The sequence below is a fragment of the Shewanella electrodiphila genome (assembly GCF_023283985.1).
Classification (GTDB): Bacteria; Pseudomonadota; Gammaproteobacteria; order Enterobacterales; family Shewanellaceae; genus Shewanella; species Shewanella electrodiphila.
Genome location: NZ_JAKIKU010000003.1, coordinates 45,797 through 71,198 on the forward strand (window position 1 = coordinate 45,797; position 25,402 = coordinate 71,198).

General features: G+C 37.1%; 24 protein-coding genes. 6 read left to right on the forward strand and 18 right to left on the reverse strand.

All coding sequences use genetic code 11. The features are described from left to right. Positions 1 to 238 precede the first annotated feature (238 nt). The 3 genes from L2737_RS06365 to L2737_RS06375 all read right to left on the reverse strand — a co-directional run bounded on the left by L2737_RS06365 (position 239) and on the right by L2737_RS06375 (position 2,330). Positions 239 to 547 carry a YkgJ family cysteine cluster protein gene (locus L2737_RS06365; RefSeq protein WP_102527333.1) on the reverse strand — a complete coding sequence of 103 codons (309 nt, stop codon included), beginning with the start codon at positions 545 to 547 and terminating at the stop codon, positions 239 to 241. Between the two features lie 173 nt (positions 548 to 720). Next, complete coding sequence (locus L2737_RS06370; RefSeq protein WP_248955170.1) at positions 721 to 1,473, reverse strand: pseudouridine synthase; 753 nt, start codon at positions 1,471 to 1,473, stop codon at positions 721 to 723. Between the two features lie 110 nt (positions 1,474 to 1,583). Next, positions 1,584 to 2,330, reverse strand: a complete 747-nt coding sequence (locus tag L2737_RS06375; RefSeq protein ID WP_248955171.1) for a hypothetical protein — start codon at positions 2,328 to 2,330, stop codon at positions 1,584 to 1,586. Between the two features lie 295 nt (positions 2,331 to 2,625). On the opposite strand from L2737_RS06375, the gene L2737_RS06380 reads away from it, so the two are divergent. Next, positions 2,626 to 3,606 carry a hypothetical protein gene (locus L2737_RS06380; RefSeq protein WP_248955172.1) on the forward strand — a complete coding sequence of 327 codons (981 nt, stop codon included), beginning with the start codon at positions 2,626 to 2,628 and terminating at the stop codon, positions 3,604 to 3,606. 204 nt (positions 3,607 to 3,810) lie between these two features. Here L2737_RS06380 and L2737_RS06385 read toward each other — a convergent pair whose 3' ends face one another. Next, the gene (locus L2737_RS06385; RefSeq protein WP_248955173.1) at positions 3,811 to 4,929 is read right to left on the reverse strand and encodes an acyltransferase family protein; all 1,119 of its coding nucleotides are present in this window, start codon (positions 4,927 to 4,929) and stop codon (positions 3,811 to 3,813) included. Between the two features lie 614 nt (positions 4,930 to 5,543). On the opposite strand from L2737_RS06385, the gene L2737_RS06390 reads away from it, so the two are divergent. Both L2737_RS06390 and L2737_RS06395 read left to right on the forward strand, forming a co-directional pair. Next, a complete protein-coding gene (locus L2737_RS06390) occupies positions 5,544 to 6,059 on the forward strand; it encodes a hypothetical protein (protein ID WP_248955174.1) in 516 nt (171 codons plus the stop codon). 138 nt (positions 6,060 to 6,197) lie between these two features. Next, a complete protein-coding gene (locus L2737_RS06395; RefSeq protein ID WP_248955175.1) occupies positions 6,198 to 6,518 on the forward strand; it encodes a glutaredoxin family protein in 321 nt (106 codons plus the stop codon). Here the strand turns inward: L2737_RS06395 and L2737_RS06400 are convergent. From L2737_RS06400 to L2737_RS06440, 9 genes are all read right to left on the reverse strand, one after another. Continuing rightward, positions 6,515 to 7,015, reverse strand: a complete 501-nt coding sequence (locus L2737_RS06400; RefSeq protein WP_248955176.1) for a DUF7000 family protein — start codon at positions 7,013 to 7,015, stop codon at positions 6,515 to 6,517. The two genes, L2737_RS06395 and L2737_RS06400, sit on opposite strands and share 4 nt — an antisense overlap. Before the next feature lie 41 nt (positions 7,016 to 7,056). Then, positions 7,057 to 7,398, reverse strand: coding sequence for a cupin domain-containing protein (locus L2737_RS06405; RefSeq protein ID WP_248955177.1), 342 nt, complete (start codon positions 7,396 to 7,398; stop codon positions 7,057 to 7,059). A 125-nt stretch (positions 7,399 to 7,523) separates the two neighbouring features. After that, entirely contained in the window at positions 7,524 to 8,129 is a 606-nt protein-coding gene (locus L2737_RS06410) for a DUF998 domain-containing protein (RefSeq protein WP_248955178.1), read from the reverse strand. Positions 8,130 to 8,215: 86 nt separating this feature from the next. Continuing rightward, entirely contained in the window at positions 8,216 to 8,656 is a 441-nt protein-coding gene (locus tag L2737_RS06415; protein ID WP_248955179.1) for a UPF0158 family protein, read from the reverse strand. Positions 8,657 to 8,865: 209 nt separating this feature from the next. Further along, positions 8,866 to 9,978 carry a serine hydrolase domain-containing protein gene (locus tag L2737_RS06420; RefSeq protein WP_248955180.1) on the reverse strand — a complete coding sequence of 371 codons (1,113 nt, stop codon included), beginning with the start codon at positions 9,976 to 9,978 and terminating at the stop codon, positions 8,866 to 8,868. 246 nt (positions 9,979 to 10,224) lie between these two features. After that, complete coding sequence (locus tag L2737_RS06425) at positions 10,225 to 10,749, reverse strand: hypothetical protein (RefSeq protein WP_248955181.1); 525 nt, start codon at positions 10,747 to 10,749, stop codon at positions 10,225 to 10,227. 43 nt (positions 10,750 to 10,792) lie between these two features. Beyond that, positions 10,793 to 11,218 carry a hypothetical protein gene (locus L2737_RS06430; protein WP_248955182.1) on the reverse strand — a complete coding sequence of 142 codons (426 nt, stop codon included), beginning with the start codon at positions 11,216 to 11,218 and terminating at the stop codon, positions 10,793 to 10,795. A 98-nt stretch (positions 11,219 to 11,316) separates the two neighbouring features. Next, positions 11,317 to 11,913 carry a hypothetical protein gene (locus tag L2737_RS06435; RefSeq protein ID WP_248955183.1) on the reverse strand — a complete coding sequence of 199 codons (597 nt, stop codon included), beginning with the start codon at positions 11,911 to 11,913 and terminating at the stop codon, positions 11,317 to 11,319. Positions 11,914 to 12,652: 739 nt separating this feature from the next. Continuing rightward, entirely contained in the window at positions 12,653 to 15,367 is a 2,715-nt protein-coding gene (locus tag L2737_RS06440) for an Lcl domain-containing protein (RefSeq protein WP_248955184.1), read from the reverse strand. 377 nt (positions 15,368 to 15,744) lie between these two features. Here L2737_RS06440 and L2737_RS06445 point away from each other — a divergent pair, with 377 nt between their 5' ends. Beyond that, the gene (locus tag L2737_RS06445; RefSeq protein WP_248955185.1) at positions 15,745 to 17,250 is read left to right on the forward strand and encodes an Lcl domain-containing protein; all 1,506 of its coding nucleotides are present in this window, start codon (positions 15,745 to 15,747) and stop codon (positions 17,248 to 17,250) included. A 253-nt stretch (positions 17,251 to 17,503) separates the two neighbouring features. On the opposite strand, the gene L2737_RS06450 is transcribed toward L2737_RS06445, so the two are convergent. From L2737_RS06450 to L2737_RS06460, 3 genes are all read right to left on the reverse strand, one after another. Next, positions 17,504 to 17,908, reverse strand: a complete 405-nt coding sequence (locus L2737_RS06450; RefSeq protein WP_229368721.1) for a hypothetical protein — start codon at positions 17,906 to 17,908, stop codon at positions 17,504 to 17,506. Between the two features lie 657 nt (positions 17,909 to 18,565). Then, positions 18,566 to 19,726 (reverse strand): galactokinase, encoded by a 1,161-nt coding sequence (gene galK, locus L2737_RS06455; protein ID WP_248955186.1) that lies wholly within the window; start codon positions 19,724 to 19,726, stop codon positions 18,566 to 18,568. 54 nt (positions 19,727 to 19,780) lie between these two features. Next, on the reverse strand, positions 19,781 to 20,815 hold the full coding sequence (locus L2737_RS06460; RefSeq protein WP_248955187.1) for a UDP-glucose--hexose-1-phosphate uridylyltransferase: 1,035 nt from the start codon (positions 20,813 to 20,815) through the stop codon (positions 19,781 to 19,783). A 185-nt stretch (positions 20,816 to 21,000) separates the two neighbouring features. On the opposite strand from L2737_RS06460, the gene L2737_RS06465 reads away from it, so the two are divergent. Continuing rightward, positions 21,001 to 22,047 (forward strand): LacI family DNA-binding transcriptional regulator, encoded by a 1,047-nt coding sequence (locus L2737_RS06465; protein WP_248955188.1) that lies wholly within the window; start codon positions 21,001 to 21,003, stop codon positions 22,045 to 22,047. 14 nt (positions 22,048 to 22,061) lie between these two features. Here the strand turns inward: L2737_RS06465 and L2737_RS06470 are convergent, their stop codons facing one another. Then, positions 22,062 to 22,544 (reverse strand): GNAT family N-acetyltransferase, encoded by a 483-nt coding sequence (locus L2737_RS06470; protein WP_248955189.1) that lies wholly within the window; start codon positions 22,542 to 22,544, stop codon positions 22,062 to 22,064. 229 nt (positions 22,545 to 22,773) lie between these two features. On the opposite strand from L2737_RS06470, the gene L2737_RS06475 reads away from it, so the two are divergent. Beyond that, positions 22,774 to 24,300, forward strand: a complete 1,527-nt coding sequence (locus L2737_RS06475) for a UxaA family hydrolase (protein ID WP_248955190.1) — start codon at positions 22,774 to 22,776, stop codon at positions 24,298 to 24,300. 162 nt (positions 24,301 to 24,462) lie between these two features. On the opposite strand, the gene L2737_RS06480 is transcribed toward L2737_RS06475, so the two are convergent. After that, positions 24,463 to 25,398, reverse strand: a complete 936-nt coding sequence (locus tag L2737_RS06480; RefSeq protein ID WP_248955191.1) for an aldo/keto reductase — start codon at positions 25,396 to 25,398, stop codon at positions 24,463 to 24,465. Positions 25,399 to 25,402: the final 4 nt, after the last annotated feature.

The window sequence follows — 25,402 nt, forward strand, 5'->3', positions numbered from 1 at the left end:
GTTCTGTCTGTATAAGGTTAAAATAATTACGCAAGTAACTCAGCCAACTTTTTGAAATTATTCATTAAACACTATAAATATTGGGACGACAAACTACCCATAATATTTACAGAACAGCTTTGTGTTACATTATTGGTGTTTAACATTAAAGCTTTGACTTTAAATGATAAATTTAGCTATTGCTTGAGAAATAAAATTGAAAGAAAACAACTAACAAGAGTAAAATCAAACGGGTAAATTACAGTTGTTGTCTTTCTTCAACACACTCATAAGAGCCCATTTCAAATTCACGGCAAACCCAAGGGCGGTTTTCATAGATAGTACACATAAGTGTTTCTCTATCTACAGCTACACACCAACCATCATCTAATCGCTTCATGACTTCCCCGCCCCATTGATCTTCACCAATATATTCTTCAGGCACGCCAGTATCCGAGATTAAAATCACTTCAAGTTTACAGCAGCAGGCCTTACAACCTGTGCAGGTGATATTGGGATCAATATCTGTGCTATCAACACTTAGGATTTCGGTGATTTCAATTTTCATTTAAACCATTTATTTTGGTAATAGCTAATAATAAAGCTAGTCGTTTAGCGATAGATGTAGCTAGGGAATCTATTCTGTAGCAGATAATAACCTAGAGGCGGCTTTCTACATAACATAACATCTGATTTCAGTGCTGTTTGCACTCGTTTTCAACAGTTCGTAACTAGCATTGGTTAGTTAATGAATGAATTAACTTCACATTGAGTTAAATATCGCCAGTGACCGAGCGGTATATCTAACTTAAGCAGGCCGATTTGCTCACGATGCAACGCATTGACGCGATTACCTACGCTGAAAAACATCCTTTTTACTTGATGATAGCGCCCCTCTGTTATGGTCAATAATACTTGCTGTGGCATCTGAGTTTTATAACCATCTTGCTGGTTTTGGCTTGGATCTGGCGCGAATGCTTGTTCAACACTAATTTTCTTCAGTTTAGCTGGCAGTGTTGGTTTTGCCTCACCCGATAACAATACCCCTTGCTCAAAACGTTCAACGACGTCATTCGCAAGTGGTTTGGACAGAGTCACCCGGTATGTCTTTTCGCAATTTTGTTCAGGCCGCATAATGTTAAATGACCATCGACCATCGTCTGTGATCAAAACGAGCCCAGTTGTATCTGCATCTAACCGCCCAGCAATATGCAATTCTTGTTTATCTTCAATATTAATTTGATTAAGAATAGAGGGATAGTCACCATCAACATTTGAGCAAATGGTATTAGCTGGCTTATTAAACATCAAATAACGAAATGCTCTAGGAATAAGTTGCTCACCCAGATAATCAATCAGATTATTTTCATGCACTTGGTAACGAACATCTGTTATGGCTTGTTGATTAACAGTTACTTCACCAGATTCAATACAAGTGGTTACTTGTTGCTTCGTTAATCGAGTGCTGCGCATTACAAATTTGTCTAATCTCATTTATTTATCTAATCACTTATATTGGCGAGTATTTTACAGTTAACACCCAAACAAAAAACGGCCCTGAAGCCGTTTTGATACTGAAATGATTTACTGATTAGCAGATAACGTTAGAACCAAACTTCTTCTATGGCATCAGCAATAACCGGCGCAAAGTTACCTAAGATATTACTGTGACCACCGGTGTAAATAGCAAAGCTATTATCAATAGGTTCTAACGAGTCATCTAAGGTTAACATATAGGTTAATGATGGAAACAGAACCGTCGTAATGTCATCCATTACTTCAGCACCAGCAACTAATGTATAGTCGTCATTTGATAATTCAGAATATGTGGTTTCATATAACTCATCAGTTGAGACTTCTTCAATCTTGCTTACATTAGTCAATAAAACAGGGTTATCACTATCACTTGCTAATGAAAGTGATGTGGTTTCGTAACCTTCAGGCTCAGACCAAGTGTAACTATAACCATCGCTTTGAATATATTGGCGAGTATTTTCAAAATACACTTTTGATGCAGAGTCATCGGTCGCTAAATGAAATACAACACGGCTATTATTATAACTACGGGCATTATCTTTATTGATAACCGCTTGTTCCATTGAATATTCAATTTTCACTTCTCGGACGTCGTTGTCATTGACTGTATTAATGCAATGGGTGTCGATTTTTTTAGTGGCCACACATAAACGGTTAATGACCGCATCAGACAAGCCAAATTGGCGTGCCTGATCTTTAAAACCCGAATCTATCTTAGCGTCAGGAACAATGGGTTTAGGGTGAATAATATCATCGAGTAAATCACAGCCACTAACACTGACACATAACACACCAAAAACGATCAATTGTTTCATTTAGATTCTCATTAGATAGCACACTTATAAATGTTATTGTGTCAAAAAATAAATAAAATCAGTAGCTTTATTTTTTATGGTTCAGCAAAAAGTGGGGAGAATACAGATAAGCTAACGAAAAATTTAAACAGAATGTACCTATTTTTAACGATTATTTACCCTAAATAGCAACTAGGTAATATGTCCTGCTACCTTTTCATACAGAGAATCTAATCTCTCATAATAAGATGTTTTGTTGTATTTACAGTTTAAGACTAATCTATAAACAGAATGATGATTAACAAGGATAAGTTACATGACCTTTAATCCCCTTAAAATAACTACACTTTCATCAATATCTTTATTAGCTATGGTAAGTGTTAATTTATCTGCAGCTTCTTTAAGTGGTCTCAGTCAATACAAGGGCTCAGGGAATATTACCCAAGGCTTAGCTAAAACAATTGAACTGAATATTTTTGAATGTAAAAGCGGACGCAGTCGCATGGCTGGTATTGGAGAAATTTCCGATTCAAAAGGTAAAGTATGGACTGTTCCTGCTACAAACCACTTTACTACAGCTCCAAAAGCAATCGATTTATATGAGCAATGTGCAGGCATCACTCACAGCAGTATTGCTGATGTCAATCAAGCTGATGTGCCACTCGTTGTTGTTGACCCTGATGGGGAAGAAATTACTGGCTATATTTTTGCTGACAATTATTTTGAGCTATATATCAACGGCAAAATGATCGCAGTTGATACCGTTCCTTTTACGCCATTTAATTCAAGTCTGGTTAAATTTAAAGTTAGTACACCCTATACGATTGCAATTAAAGTCATTGATTGGGAAGAAAATCTGGGATTGGGAACAGAAAAGAATCGAGGTAAAGCTTATCACCCTGGTGATGGCGGTTTTATAGCAAGTTTTAGTGACGGCACTGTCACTAATGAAGATTGGCAAGCGCAAACTTTTTATACCTCGCCTATTTATGATTTGACATGTTTAACAGAATCTAAAGGTAAACGTATGTCCAATACATGCAGTACACTAGGGACTGATGAAGGACAAGATGCTTTTGCTGTTCATTGGCAGACACCGAATAACTGGATGACTAAAGAGTTTGATTCAAGTTTGTGGCCACAAGCAACGCTATACACAGAAGATGAAATTGGTGAAAACAATAAAAGAGCGTATATGAACTTTATTGATAAATTTAGCGGTGCTGGCGCCAGTTTTATTTGGTCAACGAATGTAGTACTCGATAACGAAGTATTATTAAGATACACAGTAAAATAATACGCTTAGGTTATTTTAATCATACCCACAAGGAGTGAAATGATGCTCCTTGTGGTACCGTTAATTAATTCATCAGGCACATTCCAACGTTGAGTTTCAAGCCCCTATCTCAGATAGGTTCTATTATAAAAAAGCGACTATATCCTTAACACTTTAGTGTTTCGAATCTGTGATAATTTCATACTATCTGCTCAGCTACCTAGGTCATGCACCGATCAATTTTCTCGAGCTATTTGAGAATGTTTTTTGAAATATGAGTGTAAGTAAGACACTTGCCAAAATAGAGCCAACTAAACTAGCGAGCCCATATAAACCTATTTCGAATGTATTTCTGTCAGTTATTAGCCAATTTTGAGCTACATAAATAATCCAGCCCATAAAAAATACATGTAAAAAATAAACTGAAAACGCCATATCACCTAACACAGTCACCAACGATAAGAATGAGATTTGCTTTGGTGTCTTTGCAGATTTAAGTTTTTCTGTTGCTAAATACAACCCAACTAACACAACACCTGTAATAATCAATTTTTGCAAATAGATTAATGACTGCCTAACAGAAAACCAACCAGTATAGTAAAAGTCGAAAAAATAACTAGCAACAATCGCTACACTTAACACCACTAATAACAATAATAAGCTTTTGATGTGTAGATTAATCAAATCTAAAATTCGCTTAAAATGACAGCCGAAGAACAAGCCTGTTGTGTAGGCACCAGCAAAATAAAAAAACGTTTGTAACTTAATAAAGTCAGGAAATGGACTACGTGAAATGACCAAAGGGATCAGCATAATGGTCAATGTAAGCCATTTATATTGAGGATTGCTAACCAGTTGCCATAACAATGGCGTTAATAGATATAGCACCATTAACACGGGGATATACCACAAATGAATTGACGCTTTTCCTAACAACAAACTGATGAAAAATTCATTTTGAGGCATTTCGCTTTGCCAACCCCCATAAAACGAAAAGTAAAATACCGATACTGCAATATAGGGTAAAATTACATGTAATAACTTGTTCGTATAAAACTGTTTCCAGGAGCGTTTTGCTAATACCATGCTAAATAGCATTCCAGAGATAAGTGCAAAATAAAGCGTTGAGCCATGAAACAACATTTCAGTTATCGAAAAAAGAACCTTAAGTCCTATCGAGTCTAACGACCCTGTCCAAAAAATCATAAATGACCAAGCATGTGCGCCAACAATTGCAATAATGGCTAAACCTCTAAACAAATGTAGTGGCTGATTAAAGCTTGTTTTAGTTTGGCTGTGTTTATTAAGTGCTAATTGGTCGAATATTCTGTTTAGCTTTGGCATGTTTTTATCTTAATTAGCAATCCCTTAACTTACTAAGCTAGCGACTGTACTAATAATATTCAATTACATACGATTGCAGGTAATTTCTTTTATACCCCTATTTATTTTTTATCAGTGAGCTAACAACATTATTCCGTTCATCAGGGCTTCTGTTTTAAGGAGTCAGGGATGATCAGCTAATGCGACTTGAGGGGTAATATGGTGGAAATTAATGCTGGTAAAACACTAGTATGAAATTTTATTATGCTGCCTAGTTATTATTAATTTCAGCTATTTTTCTCAAATATCTTAAAGGCTCAATGATAAACTTCCACAATGAGACAATGTATCACAGCCGAATTTGAACACTGTCACCCATCTGATTCAATTGGATATTTTACTAATTCTGTGTCATTTAGTTAGGTTAAATTTACCAAGACACACTTGTCACAAGCTATTAACATAGGTAGCATCGAGCCATAAAAATATTCAATTATGCACAATAGGATTTCCCAACATGGAAAGTGGTATCCCGCCAAATTCTCAAGTAAATGATCAAGTAATCAACCAAACAGAGACTGAGCAAAGGTTAGGCTACTAGAGAACAGCAAATTGACAACCTCATCGTTCAACAATTGGCTAAAAAACCTTGGTATCAAAATCCTGAAATGATTGTTGCTTTTTCTGCATTAGTCATTGGCATTGTGACCACTTTTACCTCGATTTATTCTGCAGCAATCGATCGCGCATACGCTAGAGCTTCAGTTTGGCCCAGTGTTGAAATAGCTAGAGGCTATGGTTACGATTCATTTAGATATATTGTTTCTAACAATGGTACAGGACCAGCGGTCATCAAGTACGCTAAGGTAACACACGATAAAAAATATCTATCCCAATGGAGAGATATCAATGTATTCGAAGAGGTTACGCAATCTCACATAGGAAAAACTGTGTTATCTGCGCAAAAGACGATCACGCCAGTGCTGTACAAAGGTAATAAAGTTGATGATATTTTAAAAGTGGATAATTTAATTTCGATAGAGCTTTGCTACTGCTCTATTTACGACGAATGCTGGATTGTGAATCGTGATAATAATCCGAGGCCAATTGAGCAATGTGTGATTGATGATAAGCACAAGTTTTTACAATAATGAACTCAACTCATTCATCTGAGTAAATAAAAACTCATCGAATTAAATTTAACATAAAAATTGATAATAACTTATTGTCAGATTCAATGACGCTAAGTTATTTCTCTAAACCACTCATTACTCCACGGAAGGTGTAAATTGAAAAAGTTATTCGTTTTAATCGTTCTTTATGCGTTATATCAAAATTGGGATGTCATAACCAATAACACGAACAAGCCCACTTTTGCAGCCGACAATGTCGTGGTGATGTACTCAACGGACTGGTGCGGTTACTGCAAGAATGCACGTCAGTTCTTTAATGACAATAACATCGCGTTTGCTGATTATGATATTGAAAAGTCTTATGATGCTAATGAGCGCTATGAAGCATTAGGTGGGCAAGCGATTCCCCTCTTACAAGTCAATGGCGTGATTATCCGTGGGTTTCAACCTCGTAAGATTGTTGCTTCATTGCATTAAGCCTTGCTAGATGCTTGTACTTGCAATAACGCTATGATTTCATCCGTTACTTGAATCATATTCTTCTGAATATTTTCGGATAGTAATTTTAGGTTATTAAAATCTGGTTTATTGATAATTACAGCCTCAATAATTGAGTATTGAGGCATTTCACTGTTCTTTTTATTCCACTTTGTTGATTTTAACCAGTTCCAGTATTCTTTTTGAACTGGAATAGTATTTCCTAACAGCCAAACCTCGAATCTCATTTCTAAGTGATTTAACACAAGAGCAAATTTTAAATTTTTACGCTTTAAAAAATCATTGGTGTAATAAAAATATGTGAAATCCATGTAGCCATGGCGAATTTTTGTAAAAGAGTATTGGTGTTCTAAATCTTTTACTAGTTCCGTTCTGGTGTTCATTACAAATTTCACCAACTCGTTATACGCAACTAATATATCGCCTTTGCGCAGCTCTTTATGATAAAGAGTCACAATGTCATTCAAGTTTTTCATTATAACCTTCCAACCTACACTTGCACTGATACCTAGCCTCATTATATTTCAATTCGGTCACCATGACTCGGTGGCGTCGAAGTGACTGTAAAGACTAAATCAAGATCGTGTTGGTTGCTCAATTGATGTCTTGAACCTGCAGGAATATGTATCCCCTCATTTGGGGATAACCTAAAAGTTTCCCCCTCAAGTTCCATGGTTGCAATACCGGATAATATAAAAAAGAATTGCTCAGCTTTAACATGGAAATGGCGAGACTCGGCACAACCCGCAGGAACTCTTTCCTGGATTACACTTAAGCTATCTGATTTTACAAGGTGCCAACCATCACATTGATTACCCCAAGTATAATGTTCAGCTGATTGATGACTAATGACGGTCAAGCGTGCTCCTTAAAATAAAACGCTACGTTAAACGCAGCAATAATCGAAAAATTATTATGAAATAAATGATGAGACAAAATAACAGTACAGTAGATTTTTAGATTAATGACCTTGTTAATTCACAATTACACCAATACTAATGAAAAACAACTTAACCACATGAGTTGAATACCATAAGACATACGTTGATGAATGCCAGGGTTACTTTGAGATTTTAAGGCTTTTGCCATAGCGAATAGATAATAAATAGCAGCGATAACAGAAACAACTGAAAAAATACGGAAATATAGAGGGATCATTATTGTTGTTGGACTTATAGCAACTAAGACTGGTGCTACAACTAACGAAAGTAACATAATGAAACCGGCCCAAGAATGTACCTTACAATTAAAAGTTGGATTCTTAGTAAATGGATCAGCGTCCATAGGAAAGTAACCTGCAATCCAAGTACCAATGCCATGAACTATTACCAACCCACCAGCCACATTAACTAAGATTGATACATTTGAGAGTTGCGCCAGATACCAACCGAAAAAGCAAAATAGAAAACCAAGAGGATAATTGTTGATTATGGGAGACAATTTTTCTGTTGGGCTACCAGTTGCCCCTAATTCACTGCAAAATTGTTTAGAATGATTGTAACCATCGTAAAATCTGCTTACTACGTATACACCCATGAAAATCCAAACTGTTGCAATTAACCCTGAATAGATCGCAATACTTTCAAACACCACTAAAACCCTTTTTGTAAACTAACGCGCGTTAAGAGCACGAAATAAAGTAAACTAAACACCTAAAGATTCTAAAAATCAGATATTTACCTGTTGATTGACAGTTTATTAGCTGATATTTGTGTAACACCTTGTTCTGCGCACCATTCTTGTAGTGCTTCCTCAGTACGTTTTAATTCATATTTATACCATTCTTCAATTTTATCAGCGCTCTCTAGTAACGTTTTGAACTTTGCATAAGCACCTTTACGATTAAAGATTGAACGTACATTTTCATATTCTGTAGGTAAGTGTTCTAGCGTAAAATCGAAAGCGAGATTATTACCAAGGTTTAATTCTGTTTTATGAGGGATTGCCAAGTATTTTTCATCATTAATATCGGCTGGTAATTCTTCTTCATTATCACCAAACTCAGAATAAAAATATGTTTTACCTGATTCTTTACAAATGTAGCCCTCGTGATCAAAAGGAGCACCAAAATTGACGAGTTCAAATAGATCTAAAGCGTCGCTAAATTTTATATTCATGCTGACCTCTGATGTGTAATTTAGTAGCTAACACCCTGTTAATTCGTAAAAAATGTTTGCAAAAAATAGCAACCAAGAAGAAAACAAACTGTGATTTATCAATTAGAATCAGTTGTTAACTTATTATGTTTTTCACGTTAGAGTAACTTCTAAGTTCCTGCTCATAAGTCACAACAGTCCATCCCATCTTTCTAGATTATCTGCTTATGTTATTCAAATGACGCTCTACTTCTTTGCATGCTATCTGCACCAAGAGTTATTTCTTTTAGTTCAAAGGTTAGAGTACGAATTGGAAATTTCCGAACGTTTGCCAGAATAATTACAGTAAGTTGGTCATCTGTATAACGATGTAAATTTGATGAAAAGCCATCCATTGAACCACCGTGACGGGTTAATTTACCAAGTGTATTATGTTTGCTACTTCGTTGATATTCTCTGATTCTAAAACCATAACCGTAATAACCAAAAGCTTTACTCTCCCCATTGAATATCAAGTCGAGACTTTGTTGTGATAAAAAGCTTGTCGTATAGAGAGCTTGCTCCCACTTTAATAAGTCTTCTACGGTTGAGTAAATATCACCTGAACCGAGGGCATAGGAAACAATATTTTCATCTCTATTGATACCAAACACATTTTTTCGATAACCATTAGCACGGTTTTTGGCTGGATTAGCAATACGTTCAACACCAGATTGCTGCATATTTAATGGCGCAAAAACTAGAGCTTTCATTGCCTCTGCGTAGTTTTTTCCCGTAATATTTTCAATGATGATTGCAGCAAGGTGATAATTTAGGTTTCCGTATTCGTATTGTGTTCCAGCTTCGAATGATTGTTCTGATGTGTTGATAATATTGAGGATTTCACTAGACGTGATATCTTTTTCTTCAAAGCTTGCAAGGTGCTCTAAGTGGCGAGTAAATCCAGATTGATGTTTCAGTAAGTGGTGCAAGCTAACACCGCTCGCCAGTTTACTATCAAGTTTTGGAATATATGTGGTAATAGGAACATGTAAATCAAGTTTGTTTTGTTCTACCAAACGCATTACAGCAACTGCGGTTAATGATTTAGTCATTGAGCCAATAAGAAACTGATGGCGCGTTGTATTTGGCATTTCTTTTTCGATATCTGCATAGCCGTATGCTTTCTTAAATAGGATTTTACCTTGTTTGGCTACAAGAACAGCACCTTGAAAATTATCCTCTTCAACATAATACTCAATACGCTGATTTAGTTTATCGCTAACTGTCATGAGTGTTTTTCCGTAAGCCAAAGATTGTAAAAAGAGCATTAATACAATACTAATAACAACTGATTTAATCATAGTACTTCCTTTTGAGCTGGTTATGTTTTGCTGCTTACGATACGACAAGTAATCTTGCATCACTGCAAGGAATTAAAGATGTAGCTAATTCAATTAATATGATTTATTCACAAATATATACTTATAAATAAGGCTGGTTAAAACCTTATGCCACATGAAGATGCTAAAAATAGTTGGTTCCAAAGTTCAGAGGGATGAAGCCTAACCCGCTATTTTTAAGCTGTTTTAATAACTTGCTGCATTACATTACAAAAGGGCTTCTCTATAACTGCTATCGAAGTTAGCAAGCAACTTACTTAGGTATTTTAAATTTATTTTATTTGGTTTAAATCCAGAGTTTATCTGAATATTATCGATATGCTTTTTTAAGCTCTGTTCATTTTTTGACCAAAAAGCTATATTCCCCAACACAAAGTCATTCCAATGCATTGGAAAATTAGATAAGTCTTCGTTGTCTATTAAAACGCTTTTTGCGTGTGTGATTGCTTGTTCATAATTACCAGCAAAGCCTTCCATTTGAGCAAGGTGCCAGATTAAAGCATTCTCTTTTGAATTATTATGTTTGATGAAGGCTTTAATTAAACTTGCTGCTTCAGCATAACAACCTGACGCTTCTAACAACCTAAAACCTGAATCATTTGTTTGATCAAATTTCTGATAAGTTAAATTCAAATCTGCTTCGAGTCTATCAGCAATTTCAGATTTACAATCAGCGACAACTGAATTAGAAAAAGTAAGTAATAGAATTGCTAGTGAAACGCCAATCTTCATTGTGATACTCCTTTTAAACAACTTGGTCTGTGTTTGATTGCTGTTAAACCTCGTTTGAGATAATTTTTACTTTTTCTTTTTTTACTTTATGTGACAAACGAAGACCATAGATAATTGAAGCTATGCCAAGCAGTGATATCATTAGTGCTTGTTGAGAACCTGCAAAGAATGACCATACTCCTGGAATTAAAATAATTACACCAATGGCATAGAAAATAGTTGGTCCTATTAAGCGTTTAGACTTTTCAGAATGTCCCTTATATAAGGCATCTTTTCCAAAGCTTATAAAAGAGCTTCCAAATAGTATTAACACGATCATCGCACCAATAACAAAACTATCATCTTCTTTCCACATCATTCCTTCCAACAGTCTGCCAATAACAAGCCAGAAAGCACTGACGACAGAACCAGTACCAATAATAAAAAATGGTATAGCTATTATTACCCTTGAAGTTTTTAACTTATTCATTTAATCCCCGTTATAAAACAGAAGTAATAACTCTTCACATATGGAGCAGATGCTTGCTAGTTACTATTTTTATTTAATTTCCCAAAAAATTATTTTAGCTACCAGTTTTCACTGTATTTTTTATTAGCTTCAAATGCTTCCATTTCTAACGGTGCTTTATCGTATTCGTATTTCGACATATCAGAAAAATGCTGGCTTACTACTACATCCAAGCTGGCTCTTTCTATTTGTAGTACATGAACCAATTCATGAGCTAGTCTCGTCCTATTTAACTCAAAGTCTTTACGAGCGTATATTGAATAACCGAAAACTTGAGCATTGTTTATTATTCCTTCACCAACAATCCCAACCGCTTCACCAAAAACCTTCAATGCGAAGTTTTCATAAGGGAAAGGTACTTCATTAACATAAACAATTCTTACTTTTTCTGGATGTACGATTCCAATTTCAGCCGCGAGCAACAACTCTTTTTTATCTAAGGAGACGCCTATTTCCTGCCCTTTTCGATCTACCTCATATGCCCAGTCTATATACTGAGGCAACAATACACTGGTGATAATTTTTTCATAAGAAAGGACAATAACAATGGCTACAGTTATAAACATTAAAGTTATGATTTTAAGTATTTTCATTTTATTAAACATTCTTTCTCTTATTTGATATTGATCTTCCGCTTTCCTATATGTAACTTGCATTATAATTCCGTTATATTCAATTATTTAAAACTAATACATGCGGAACTTAAATTAGCATGCCGACTAACAGGCTTATTAGCATAATTCTGAAAAACATCCTTAGCTATTCAACGCAATATATATCGCTAATATACCTAAATTATCAATATTTTTAGCAAGTTATCAGCTTAGTAACCTTGAAACAATTATCCTTTTGGGTAGATAAAACAGAGAATAAATTTTAACGAGAATCTTTATTCTCGATAAAAAATCCGCAGAGTTCTTAAATTACGCTACATATCAATACGTTAAGTTCTCATAATCTAAAACCGAGAATTTTATTGATTACATAACGAGAAATAAAATGGCGCAAATTTAAAGAAATAAATGATACCTGCGTGAATACACAGGCATTAAAGCTAATGAGAGATTGAGTGTGTTAATAAATATTTTGTGCTGCTTCTCTTTTAGTACACTATTTTACAATGGCGAGTTAGGTAAAGCTGTTTACATGATGGAGACAGACAAATTTAATACTCCGTCTGTTCCATGTTGTAGAAGTAAGTGACTGTGACTACCCTTGCCTATATCGACATAATCACGTATTCAAGCCTGTTAAACTTAAGCCTCTGCTATATGAAAACAATATAGGTTGTTGTTAGTTATTATTTATTAGTTATTAGAATTTTTTAAAGCTGTCTTTAAGATTGCACCAAGAGCTTTTATAAAGAGCAAATTGCAAGCGTCATTGACAGTGTAATTAGTTTAATTGACTTAAACCTTCATAGCTTGATTCATATCTTACTGCTCTGAACACTTCTGAGCCTACGTTATATTCCCACGTAATATTGAAGTTGTTGTCGTACTCAAATAAACGGCCTTCTGTCCCTTCACACACAAGCGTATTACCATTGGTTAATCTTTGTGCACCTGAAATTCGCGATGCATAAAACTCACCAGTCACACCTTCGCTATAACTGCTGAGCATTTCACCTTCAGTACAATCATTTTCTGCTGAACAAAACTCATCGACTGATGAATAATCGCCTTCGGGTCTGTTAGTCCCATTATTGAAGACTAAGATATTGCCTGCCCCAGCAAGCCCTTCATCAATCCATTGTGCGTCATGCTGTACAAACAATGTTTGTTCACCTGTACTCTCATATGCAGCAGGATTACCGATACGTGAAACGATTCCTTGAGTTGAATCTTGATGGTTTACAATCCAGTATTCATTAAAGTTATGCACGCTTAACAAAATTTGATCTGTATCCACGTTGTAATCTACCGAATTAATATGGGTCCAGTCTGAAGCGCCGGCACCATTAAAGTAATTAAGGTTAATTTTGTCACTGTGCGCCGCTATGTCTGAAACAAAAGTATTGCTAATTTCTTCATCAACATTTTGCACGATATGATCCCAAACACTCCAACGCCAGACTGTATCTCCATCAATACAAGGATTACTGCTACTAGCACGGCAGATTTCATATACCGCACCAGCCCATAGTGAATCATCAGCGACTTGTGTTCGCCCTAGTGCTAGGGCTTCCTCTGCAGTTTTTGCTTCCCAAACTATGGCAAGGATATTGCCATTGGGTAACACTTCTACATCGTGATGACTTAAATATTGATCAGTTGACAGACTAGTACTCCATACTGGATTACTGTCCCAATCCAGTATTTCGATAATCCCACCTGTTCCGCCCGCCATGTCAGCAAAAACAGGATCGATATTATCGCTAGTACCAGTGCGTAATAACGTGCCATCTTCTAAAAGGTAGACTGATAATCCAGGGCGGTAATCACTTTGCCAACTATGAACAGTTTCACCAAGTTCATTTATAAGGTAAGTTTCGGTAGATTTTAACGGTGAGAATAAAGTGAACTGCTGGGTATCAGTGCTATTGGATTCGATATCTCGAACACAACGGACTTTATTATTACTCCGTAAGATATCACCCTGAGGCCCTTTATAATAAAACACCCCGTCTGTTCCTTGTGCTGATGTTGCGCCAGGTTCACTAGCAACATCAAGTTTATCGTTACTTCGTTGTGAGCCTGCGCCATGAACATCTAAAATCGTACTTTGCATGTAACCTAAAGCTCGACCAAATGACACGTAGACTGCATTACTGCCGTCTCCGTCGTTATCAACGTGTGTCGTTGACGCCCAGTAGTAGCCCCAATCAATAACACCTTCTTCATTCATAAACGAGGTACTATTAAATATGCTGTTTATAGCTGCCTGGTTGTGGGTATCTGGCGAAACAGTGTAATCAACAATACTTTGTAGTTCTTTTGCATTAGGCAGACGCCAATCAGTTTGGCTTGCTGTTGTAGCTGTTTGGCACTGTTGTACTGCATCATCCCAATTGTTCGAGTCAGTGTCGTTTTGCTGCCACATTAAGCCTGTTGCATTATCACTCACTGTTTTATTGTTATTATCAACAAATTGATTAACGCCATAGTCTGTATTACCTGCAACACAGCGAACATAATATTCCTTTGTATCAGTCGGGTAGCCTTTAATTCTTCCGTCAACATAGTTAACACCAAACATGGTTGGGTCGCCAAACATCGTGTTGCTGACATAAAGTGTGGTTGATGCATATTGACCATCAATGATGCGATCATTCTCGGAATTTAAATCCCCAAATGCCCAATCAAAAACAGGATCGATAAAAGGGACAAGCGTTGATGTATCTGTACCTTGATAGTTACTCGCATCTTTACCACTGAATAGAATAAGTGAATATGCTTCTTTTACGCTGGGCAAACGCCAGTCTTCTCGGTCTGCAAAATCGAGCGCTTCGCAATATTCAACGGCTTCATTTTGATATAATTTGTCATCGTAATTTACCTGGCCGTCTGCATTAATATCGGTGCTTTGTAACCAAATTAAGCCAGTCACATTATCGGTAACGGTTGTGCCATCATTACTGAGTGTAAAACTCGGTTGATTTCCCGAAATATCAGCATCGTAGCCGCTGCCTTCACATGTTTCAGCTTGGCCTGTTGATGAGTCATAACAAATGTTTTGATTGGTATCTACTATGGTATAAGTGTTGTCTGCACTGGTGGATGAACTGCTTATAATGACCGTAGCAGCCTCACTATTGTCAGTGCCATCGTTGACTGTAAGTGAAATAACATAATCACCATCGGTATCCGCTATAAAATTGGGTGTTGAACTCGACGCATCAGATAAACTTACGATGCCGCTAGGGGCAGAAGTGATGATCCAGTTGTAGGTTAACGTGTCACCATCTGGATCTGTACTAGCACTTGCATCAAGGGTAACCAACTCACCAGTCATTACCATTTGATCATCGCCAGGGTTCGCAATAGGAATCGTGTTATTTGGTAATTCTACAGCGGCAGAATCAGAATCTCCTGAACCACAGCCAATAAGAGAGAATGAAAAAAATATCATCACAAGTGACAGATTTATTACTCTAACTTTACTATGCATCTTTATACTTATTTTCTGAGTTATTGTAATTAAATTATACACATACGCATGTAAACAATAATGAGTAACATGTAAAGCTAAGTAAATTATACTGTTAACATGTCAACCGCATAAATTGTAGTTCTGCTAAGCCTAATGTATCGCCAACCTAGTGCTACAAACATCCAGTTAAAATCGATAGATAAAATACTCATGAAACGTATTTAAAGTTAAGTAAAGTTTATTTTTGTTGGCTTTATTATTGCTATTTTAATTAGCGATAAGGCATTAATCACGACTCGATTAAACCTGAGTAAAAACATAACTACCATTAAGTTGTTATGCATAATGTTTACTAGATAGGTTTTTATTAGATGGTTTTTAAAAATAGGTATTTTATGAAAAAGCGAATTCTTGGAGTTTCAGTGTTTATTTCATTGCTAGCAGCTTCTGCATATGCAACAGATTTAGCTAATTCATCATTTTATATAACAGGTTACCCAATTGTCGATACAGGGCAAAGAATATCCTACAGCAATAATGCCGCAATGCCATTACCTGACAAGGCCAATAGCTTTTATGGCCAGGATGCAAACTATCGCTCTAATCCTCCATCATATACAGACAATAATAATGGCACGATTACAGATAATGTAACCGGCTTAATGTGGCAACAACAAATGGGTGAAAAACTTACCTATGATCAGGCATTACAAAAAATATCCAGTTTAAAATTGGCTGGTTATGGTGACTGGCGGGTCCCTACGATTAAAGAGCTCTACTCGCTTATTCAATTTTCAGGCAGCGTTAAAGGGCAAAAAGCCCTTACTCCTTTCATCGACACCCACTTTTTTAGTCAACCCATTGGTAATACTCAAGCTGGTGAACGAGAAATTGATGCTCAAACATGGTCTAGTACTGAATATGTTGGCAAGACAATGAAAAATGATCAGACGATTTTTGGCGTAAACTTTGTTGATGGCCGAATTAAAGGTTATCCAAAGTATAATCCTCGCACAAAATCTGCGAATAAAATGTACTTTAGATTCGTTAGAGGCAATGAAGCTTATGGTAAAAATAATTTCGTTGACAATAATGATGGCACCATTACAGATTTAGCCACAGGCTTAATCTGGCAACAAGATGACAGCAAGCAAGGTCTGAATTGGCAAGAAGCATTGCAGTATTCAGAAAACCTCACATTAGCAGGCCATAGCGATTGGCGCTTACCCAATGCAAAAGAATTGCAAAGTATTTTGGATTATAGTCGTTCACCCGAAACCAGCCACTCAGCTGCAATTGCCCCTATTTTCTCAACAACAGCAATAACAAATGAAGCTGGCGATAAAGATTATCCTTATTATTGGAGCTCCACCACTCATCTTGATGGGCCAGTGCCTGCATCTGGCGCTGTTTATGTTGCTTTCGGTAAAGCTTTGGGCGTAATGCGCGGTAATACAATGGATGTTCACGGTGCGGGTTCTCAGCGCAGTGATCCTAAAACGGGTAAACCCATGTCCCGTGGGCCACAAGGCGATTACATTCGAGTTGATAACTATGTGCGTAGCGTAAGGGCTGGTAATATTGAGCTTGCCACTGAAGCAAGTCACCAATACCAAGCTGAACAAGTGTATCAATATTCAAATAGCTCTTCGGCGATAGTTGATACTACAAATACAAGCATGAGTACAAGTTCAGACATCAAAACTCATAAAATGACCCATAACAAAAACAGTTCTCCACATAATAAATTCATTAAACGATTTGATAAAAATGGCGACGGAAAAGTATCGGCATCAGAGTTTCAAGCAAGTACAAAACGATTTAATCATTTTGATAAAAATAAAGATGGTTATATCACGGCTAATGAAGCCCCGACAGGACCACCTAAAAATACAAAATAGAACATAATGTTGCAGTATATATTCTAAGCTTTTGTAAAATAGAGAGTATAATGATTTAGTAAAACGAGATATTAACGAGGCTTTAGATTTAGATGCCCGGTCATCGTTATATGCTTATTATTTGCACATAACGATGATTTATTGTTCTGTATATTTCAACTATCTATTTATAAGCGGCAATTTTTAAGTGATTGTTTCTAAATGCCTGTTTCGGCAAGCCTATATTATGATTTGTTTCTATTGATGGATAGCTTTACAGATTAGCATAATGCACGCATTGGTTTTGAACTGCGGTTTGCTTAAGCAACTGAGTGAATTGCGCCTTACCACCTGCTCTTTCATCATTTAACAATTTTTCCATGTGTTGTGCTTGTGAAACAACTTGCTCCATTGCCGTTTGTCTTGCCTGTTGTTCTGATTGCCCTGTTAATACTAATTGCTCAACAAGGTTTGAGTAATTCTCGTAAACCATGCCTTTGTAATAATCCGCTTCAGTCGCCATTGGCGTATGGGAATAAATGATAGAACAACTCACGGCTGATTCTATGTTAGCCCTAGCTTGATCGATTTGGATTACAACTGACTGCTGCGTTGAATAGCTGGCATTAGCTGCCACAGAAAAGAAAGCAAACATTGCGACCATGATTAATTTTTTCATATTTCGTATACCTTTTACGTCGATGCGAGTAAGCCAGTGTTGTAGTTAACTTGTACTAAGATAACGACTTTCATCATTTGTTAGTTACCTTTTTGCGCCAGTTAGTTCCAAAGATTTTTTACATTACATACCGCTTTACTGAATTAGCTAACTTGATAGCTATTTTACCTACTTTTGCTAAACCTAAGCTGAACAACCAATTAACTTATTCAATTCATGATGGTTCTTTTTAAGAAGCCTCAACGCTATCTTCGAATAAATAACCAACAGATTGTTCAAATCGAATACAAATAAACGGAAATTATTGCCAATTTTACGGGGAGGACTATAATACTGTATAAATATACAGTTATTTTAGAATGTGAAATTTATGAACGTTATTCCTATTTTAGCCAGCGCTGGGATTACCGGGTTTGGTAAGAAAATAAAAAATGAATAGCTTAAAAACCAAGTGATTTCATAACATATACATATAGAACGGACTAAAAAATCAAAAAAAACTCCTACACAGGATATGTAGGAGTTAAAGGACGACCTAAATCTTTAAAGCTGACTAATGAAATAGTCATATATGAATGAATCACACAAAACGCTATCTAGCTAAACCACACGAACTTAAATCTGAAACTAAATCGATTACAACAGTTGAAATAAAGGCTAAACAGCATTGATCTGCTTAGCGCCTTCTTCAGCGCTACATATAAATACTGTGGCTTGTAAATTGGTTTGTTTTTGATATTTAGCTTCAACAGCGGCAATAACTTGATCAATTAACTCATTGGGCACGATTGAAACAACACAACCACCAAAACCACCACCGGTCATTCGCACACCACCTAATTCGCCAATCTCTTGTTTAATGATGTCCACCAAATAATCTATTTCAGGAACGGTAATTTCAAAATCATCACGCATAGAAGCATGAGAATCAGCCATCAAACGTTGTAACGTATAGATATCGCCGGTGTGCATTGCGTTAGCCGCATCGAGAGTACGTTGATTTTCAGTAATAACATGGCGTGCTCGTTTCGCTGTTATCGCATCAAGCCCCGCTTCTTTATCATCAAACGTTGAAATATCAATATCACGTAGCGCAGGTACTTTAAAAAATGCCGCCGCTGCTTCACATTGCTCTCGACGAGTATTGTATTCACTGTCCACCAAACCACGTTTCTTATTTGAATTTACAATAAGAATGCGCATATTGTCAGGTAAAGATACTGGCGTTGTTGTTAACGAACGGCAATCAATTAATAAAGCATGGTCTTTCTTCGCTTCAGCAGAAATCAGTTGATCCATGATGCCGCAATGACAACCGACAAACTTATTTTCAGCTTCTTGACCATTAAGGGCAATTTCTTGCTGAGTAATGGTTAAGTTATATAGTGCTTTGAAACTCTGACCAATAACCACTTCAAGCGCTGCAGATGAACTTAACCCCGCACCTTGTGGCACATTGCCTGTAACAGCAATATTTGCGCCTGAGAACTGATAACCTCTTAACTTAAGATGCTTGACCACTCCGCGGATATAGTTAGCCCAATCATGTTCTGCGTGTTCTATGTCAGTATTAATTTCAAATTCATCGATGGCATTGTCATAATCTACCGATACAACACGGACGACATTATCATTACGAGGACTGGCGGCAACAACGGCGGCATAGTTAATCGCGCTTGGTAATACAAAACCATCGTTATAGTCAGTGTGTTCGCCAATTAAATTAACACGACCAGGAGCTTGTATAAGATGACTAGCTTCGAAGCCAAAATGGTTTTTAAAAGTGTGTTTCACTGAGTTAATAAGTGTTTTAGTCATGAGGAAACTCTCTATCTGGGTATCTAAAATTTGTATAACAACTTATAAAGCTATTTACACACTTTTATAATGTACTGATGCTGCATCACGTAATCGATGTGCCGCTTGTTCAGCGGTTAAATCGCGTTGAGCTTCTGCCATCATTTCATAACCCACCATAAATTTACGCACTGTGGCAGAACGTAACAGCGGTGGAAAGAAGCTGGCATGCAATGTCCACTCAGGATGCGCTTCACCATCAAAAGGAGCACCATGCCAACCCATTGAATAAGGGAATGAACAATTGAATAAATTGTCATAACGAATGGTAATTTGTTGCAAAATGTCTGCGAGTGATTCTTGCTGTTCAGCTGTAAGGTCAGTCATTCTTTGAATTGAAAAGCGCGGCAGTAATAACGTTTCAAAAGGCCATGCTGCCCAATAAGGAACAACAACAAGCCAATCATCATTAGAGACGACGACACGCTGCTGATTATCGAGCTCACGCGCAGCATAATCTTCAAGTAAAGTTGATTGCTGAGTTTGATAATACTCAGTTAATGCCGTCTGCTTCTTTTGAATCAGTGTTGGTAACTGGTTTTGAGCCCAAACTTGCCCATGTGGATGCGGGTTTGAACACCCCATTACCGCGCCCTTGTTTTCAAACACTTGTACCCAAGTATATTGCTGACTCAGTTCATGTGTTTGTTGCTGCCAGGTCTGAACAACCTTAGTAATTGCATCTACTGATAATTGTGGCAGCGTTTTGCTGTGATCAGGTGAAAAACAGATCACGCGGCTTTCGCCTTGTTCTGTTGCAACACGGAATAAAGGATCGTCTTGTGTAAACTCTGGCGTGTCTTGCTTTAAGGCTGCAAAATCGTTGGTGAATACAAATGTATCAGTGTAAGCCGGGTTAACTTCACCATTAATTCGAGTATTACCTGAACATAAGAAGCAATTTTCGTCGTAACTTGGCTTCACTGTTTCATCGAGCTTTTCTACTTGACCTTGCCAAGGCCTTTTAGCTCTATGGGGCGATACTAAAACCCATTCATTGGTAAGTGGGTTGTATCGACGATGTGGATGTTCAGTCGGATCAAATTCCATGTCGCTATCCTGATTGTTTGTTCGAATTATTTTCGCTTATTACTTGCTCTAACCCAAATAAGGTTAAACGTTTACCCTTTTAATGGCAATAGCTTTTTAAAAACTTTAAAAATTCCATTAAACCATTGAAAACCTGTGCTCTTAGTAGTAATTTAGCCAAAATTTTATAAGTTTCAGAGGTTTCATTGTCTAACGCAACCATCAAAGATATTGCTAAAGCCGCTAACGTATCAGTGGCGACAGTATCCAGAGTCGTCAATAACGGTCCTAAAGTCGGCCCTGAAACTCGTGCGCGTATTGTAGACTTAATTGAAACCATGGGTTATCGCCCAAACATCAATGCACGATCGCTAGTAACGAATAAATCATCCACCATAGGCGTAGTGATCCCAGATGTAGCAGACCCCTTTTTTGCCGCTTTAGCTAACAGCGTTGATAAAGTCGCAAGGCAGCACAACACCCAATTATTAATCAGCACAGGTCAACTCAGTGCTGATTCTGAACTAGAAGCTATCAAATTATTATTACAGCAACGGTGTGAGTCGATTGTTATTCACAGTAAGTTAATACCTAATGAAACGCTTATTAAGTTATTCAACGATAACCCTAACTTTGTATTGATAAACCGTTATATCGAAGAGATAGCACATCGCTGTATTTGGCTTGATAATATCGAAGGCGGAAAAATAGCGGCAAAAAGCCTAATCAACTGTAAGCACTTGAATATTGCCTGTATTTTAAGTAACTATGATATTGAAGATCCGAGTTTACGTTTGAAAGGGTTTACCGAACAACTCAAAGAATCTAATCAAGATATTGATCAGAAACTGGTCGTGTATGCGGAACCAACACTCCAGGGTGGAGAAGCTGCGACTCAACAGCTTCTTGCTGCCAACACACCTTTTAGTGCCGTTTTTGTTTATAACGATGCGATGGCAATTGGCGCTATATCCACATTAGAAGATAATGGATTTTCAGTGCCCAAAGATGTTTCTGTGATTGGCTGTGATGACGTATTGTTATCACGCTTTTCAAGACCAAAACTTACTACACTGCAATATCCAATCGAAACTATGGCTCACCATGCAGCCAAGTTATCTCTGAATATTGCTGTAAATGTAGATGACTGCCAACCACAAGATGCTAGTCACCCTTCCCCTGATATTCTGCCATCACTAAAGTACACTCCGGTGCTGATAGAACGAGAATCGACGGCGATAAAAACTGATTAAATGAACGAATTACTTTATTGCTCTTTTTTTGATAAACCATAAACTGCATGTGCCACCATTATTCCATGCAAGTTTTCGTGCTTGGGGGTTATGCCTTCTAAAAGCATATTAAGCCGCTCACAAACTTGGCGACTGGGTGTGTTTTCCACACAAGCTTTAATGCGTATCTTATCTAAATCAAATTCAGTAAAACTCACATCAATCATTTTTGACACTGAGCGTGTGATAATGCCTTTTCCTTGATAGGTTTGACTTATCCAATAACAAATCTCACCAACTTTCAAATCATTATCAATGTTCATTAACGCAACATTACCCACTAACTCACCTTGATAAATCATGGCGCAAACCATTCCTTTTCCTTGTGAATATTCAAGCCGTGCTTTTTCAATACAGCTTAAGAAGAACGCTTCCGACGTTGCAAGTGGTGGCCAAACCAACCACTTAGCTAAATAGTCATGTTGCTCGCTAACAATTTTATAATACTTTTTCGGCAAATGAAGGCTCAACTAAAACTAACATGTGACGGTACAGTCTGATATTTATATTTTTATCTACTTATTCGTATTACTCATACCGAGTTATATTGAGGCTATATCAAGGATTTACATTGAACAGATTAAACACTTTAATCAAGTAACACAAAACCAGTTACACTTCGCTCAATAACTGTTATTATTTCATATATGAACATTATAATTTATTGATGGATTAATAGGTGGTATCGTGCAAGATTTAATTAGCCCTACTCGCAACAAAGCATTGAGACGGTATATTCAAGTTCACCCAGAAGACAATGTTGCCGTTGCCATTGAACCTCTTAAGCAAGGGGAGTTATTCACTTTCAATAATAAACAAGTTACATTATTTAATGACATACCTAAGGGGCATAAATTTGCTTTATCTGCGTTAGATATAGCTGAGGATATCAGAAAGTATGGCTTCACCATTGGTATTACAACTAGCGCGATACAAGCTGGCGAACATATTCATAGCCACAACAGTAAAACCAAACTTGATGGTACAGAGACATATCACTATTCATCAGAACCTGTATCACAACCGAGTTTAAAAGATATCCCAAGTTTTGATGGTTACTTACGCCATAACGGTTTAGTCGGTATTCGAAATGAATTATGGATAGTGAATACTGTTGGTTGTGTAAACCAAACAGCGAAAAGAATCGCTGATTTATGTAAAAAACAGTTCACTGAAGCTGCTGATAATTTTATCGCCATCACTCACCCTTATGGTTGTTCTCAGTTAGGTGATGATTTGGTTAATACTCAAAAAATTCTTCGAAGTTTACTGGGGCATGCTAATGCAGGTGCAGTTCTTGTTATTGGATTAGGTTGTGAAAACAATCAATTAATGCAGCTCATCGGTGATGCTACCGGTCTTGATAAACAACGTATTAAGTTTTTTAACTCCCAAGAAGTTGATGATGAAGTTGAGCAAGGGTTAGATTATGCAAAAGATTTACTTAATGAGTTAGCAACTGATAAACGATCTCCACAGCCTGTCAGCAAACTGACTCTAGGCATGAAATGCGGTGGTTCTGATGGTTTTAGTGGGCTAACTGCAAACCCTGTTGTAGGCAGGATTACTGATATGTTGACTCAATTTGGTGGCCGAGTCATTCTCACTGAGACGCCTGAAATGTTTGGCGCAGAGCAAGTATTAATGGATCGCGCTTTAAACAGCAATATTTTTGATCAAATAGTAGATTTAGTTGACGAGTTCAAACAGTACTTCATCACTAACAACCAACCTATTTATGAGAATCCTTCGCCAGGTAATAAAGCTGGAGGCTTAACGACCTTAGAAGAAAAGTCATTAGGTGCCATTCAAAAAGGCGGGCAAGCAGTGATCAATGAAGTAATAGGTTATGGCGAAGTTGCATCGCAAACTCCGGGGCTTACCCTGCTTCAAAGCCCTGGTAATGATGCTGTTTCTTCAACGGCTTTAGCCGCTGCAGGTGCAAATATTGTTTTATTTACTACAGGAAGAGGAACCCCACTTGGTTTTCCCGTCCCGACCATTAAAATCTCATCAAACTCTGCGCTAGCCATTCGTAAAAAGCATTGGATTGATTTTAACGCAGGCCAAATACTGGACGCCAACGTCAGCATTGATCAATGCGCACAATCCTTATTTGATTACATCATTGAAGTTGCCTCCGGTAAATGTACCAACAACGAATTGAATGATAATCGCGAAATTGCTATTTGGAAAAACGGGGTCACTTTATAGTGATCTCTGTTTTATCAAAGTCAGTACAGTTTATCGCTGTAATCACTGTTTATCGGGATTGTCATGACACGCTAATCTCGATAACGATTCCTTCATGATAAATGCCTAATTATAAAAACAAAAAAGCCGGCTTAAGCCGGCTTTTTATCGAAATCAATTTACTTAATCTTGATTAGCTTTATGACCTGAAGCCCAAGTATTATCAACTCCAGCAAAAATATCCAGCAAAGCTGCAACTAACTCTTTGTCAGGTTTACTTTCAGCCCAGCGGACATTTTTTTCAATATTTAGCGGGTTTGCGGTACCGACCAAGGTAGACACAATTGATGGATGATCAATCGCATATTGCAGTGCTACTTCTGTAATATCAACGCCTCTTTCATTACACAATGCAATTGCCTTTTTACCCGCCGCTTGTAACTCTGCAGAAGCTGGATGCCAATCAGCAGCGCCTCTTTGAGTCAATATACCCATTGCGGTTGGTGAAGCATTAATAATGCCGACACCTTTAGTGTCAAGATCTGGGATCACTGCTGATAATCCAGTGTCATGTAATGCGTAGCGGCAATACGTCAAAATACAGTCGATATCAAATTGCTTTATCGTTTCCGAAAACACCTTAACGGGATAACCAGTAACACCAATGTGCTCTATTTTCCCTTCACTTTTTAGCGCTGCTAGACAAGGTAACGATTCGTTAAATATCTGATTAAAATCACCAAACTCAATATCATGTAAATACAAAATATCGACGGCATCAACACCGAGTCGATTTAGGCTTTCATCTAAACTCTGTCTAATACGTTTTTCGGAAAAATCAAAATCGGCAAAGTCAGCACCATAACGTCCCGCTTTAGTAGACAATATATATTTGTCTCGGCTAACCCCTTTTAATGCTTTACCTAAAACAGTTTCAGCGACCGTAGCTCCATAATAAGGTGATACATCAATATGGTTAATACCTAAGTCCAGTGCTGTATGAACAGTGCGAATGCCTTCTGCTTCACTAATATTGCGAAATACACTACCTAATGGTGATGCACCATAACTCAACTTAGATAATTTAAGACCGGTATTACCTAGTGCTTGATATTCCATATAT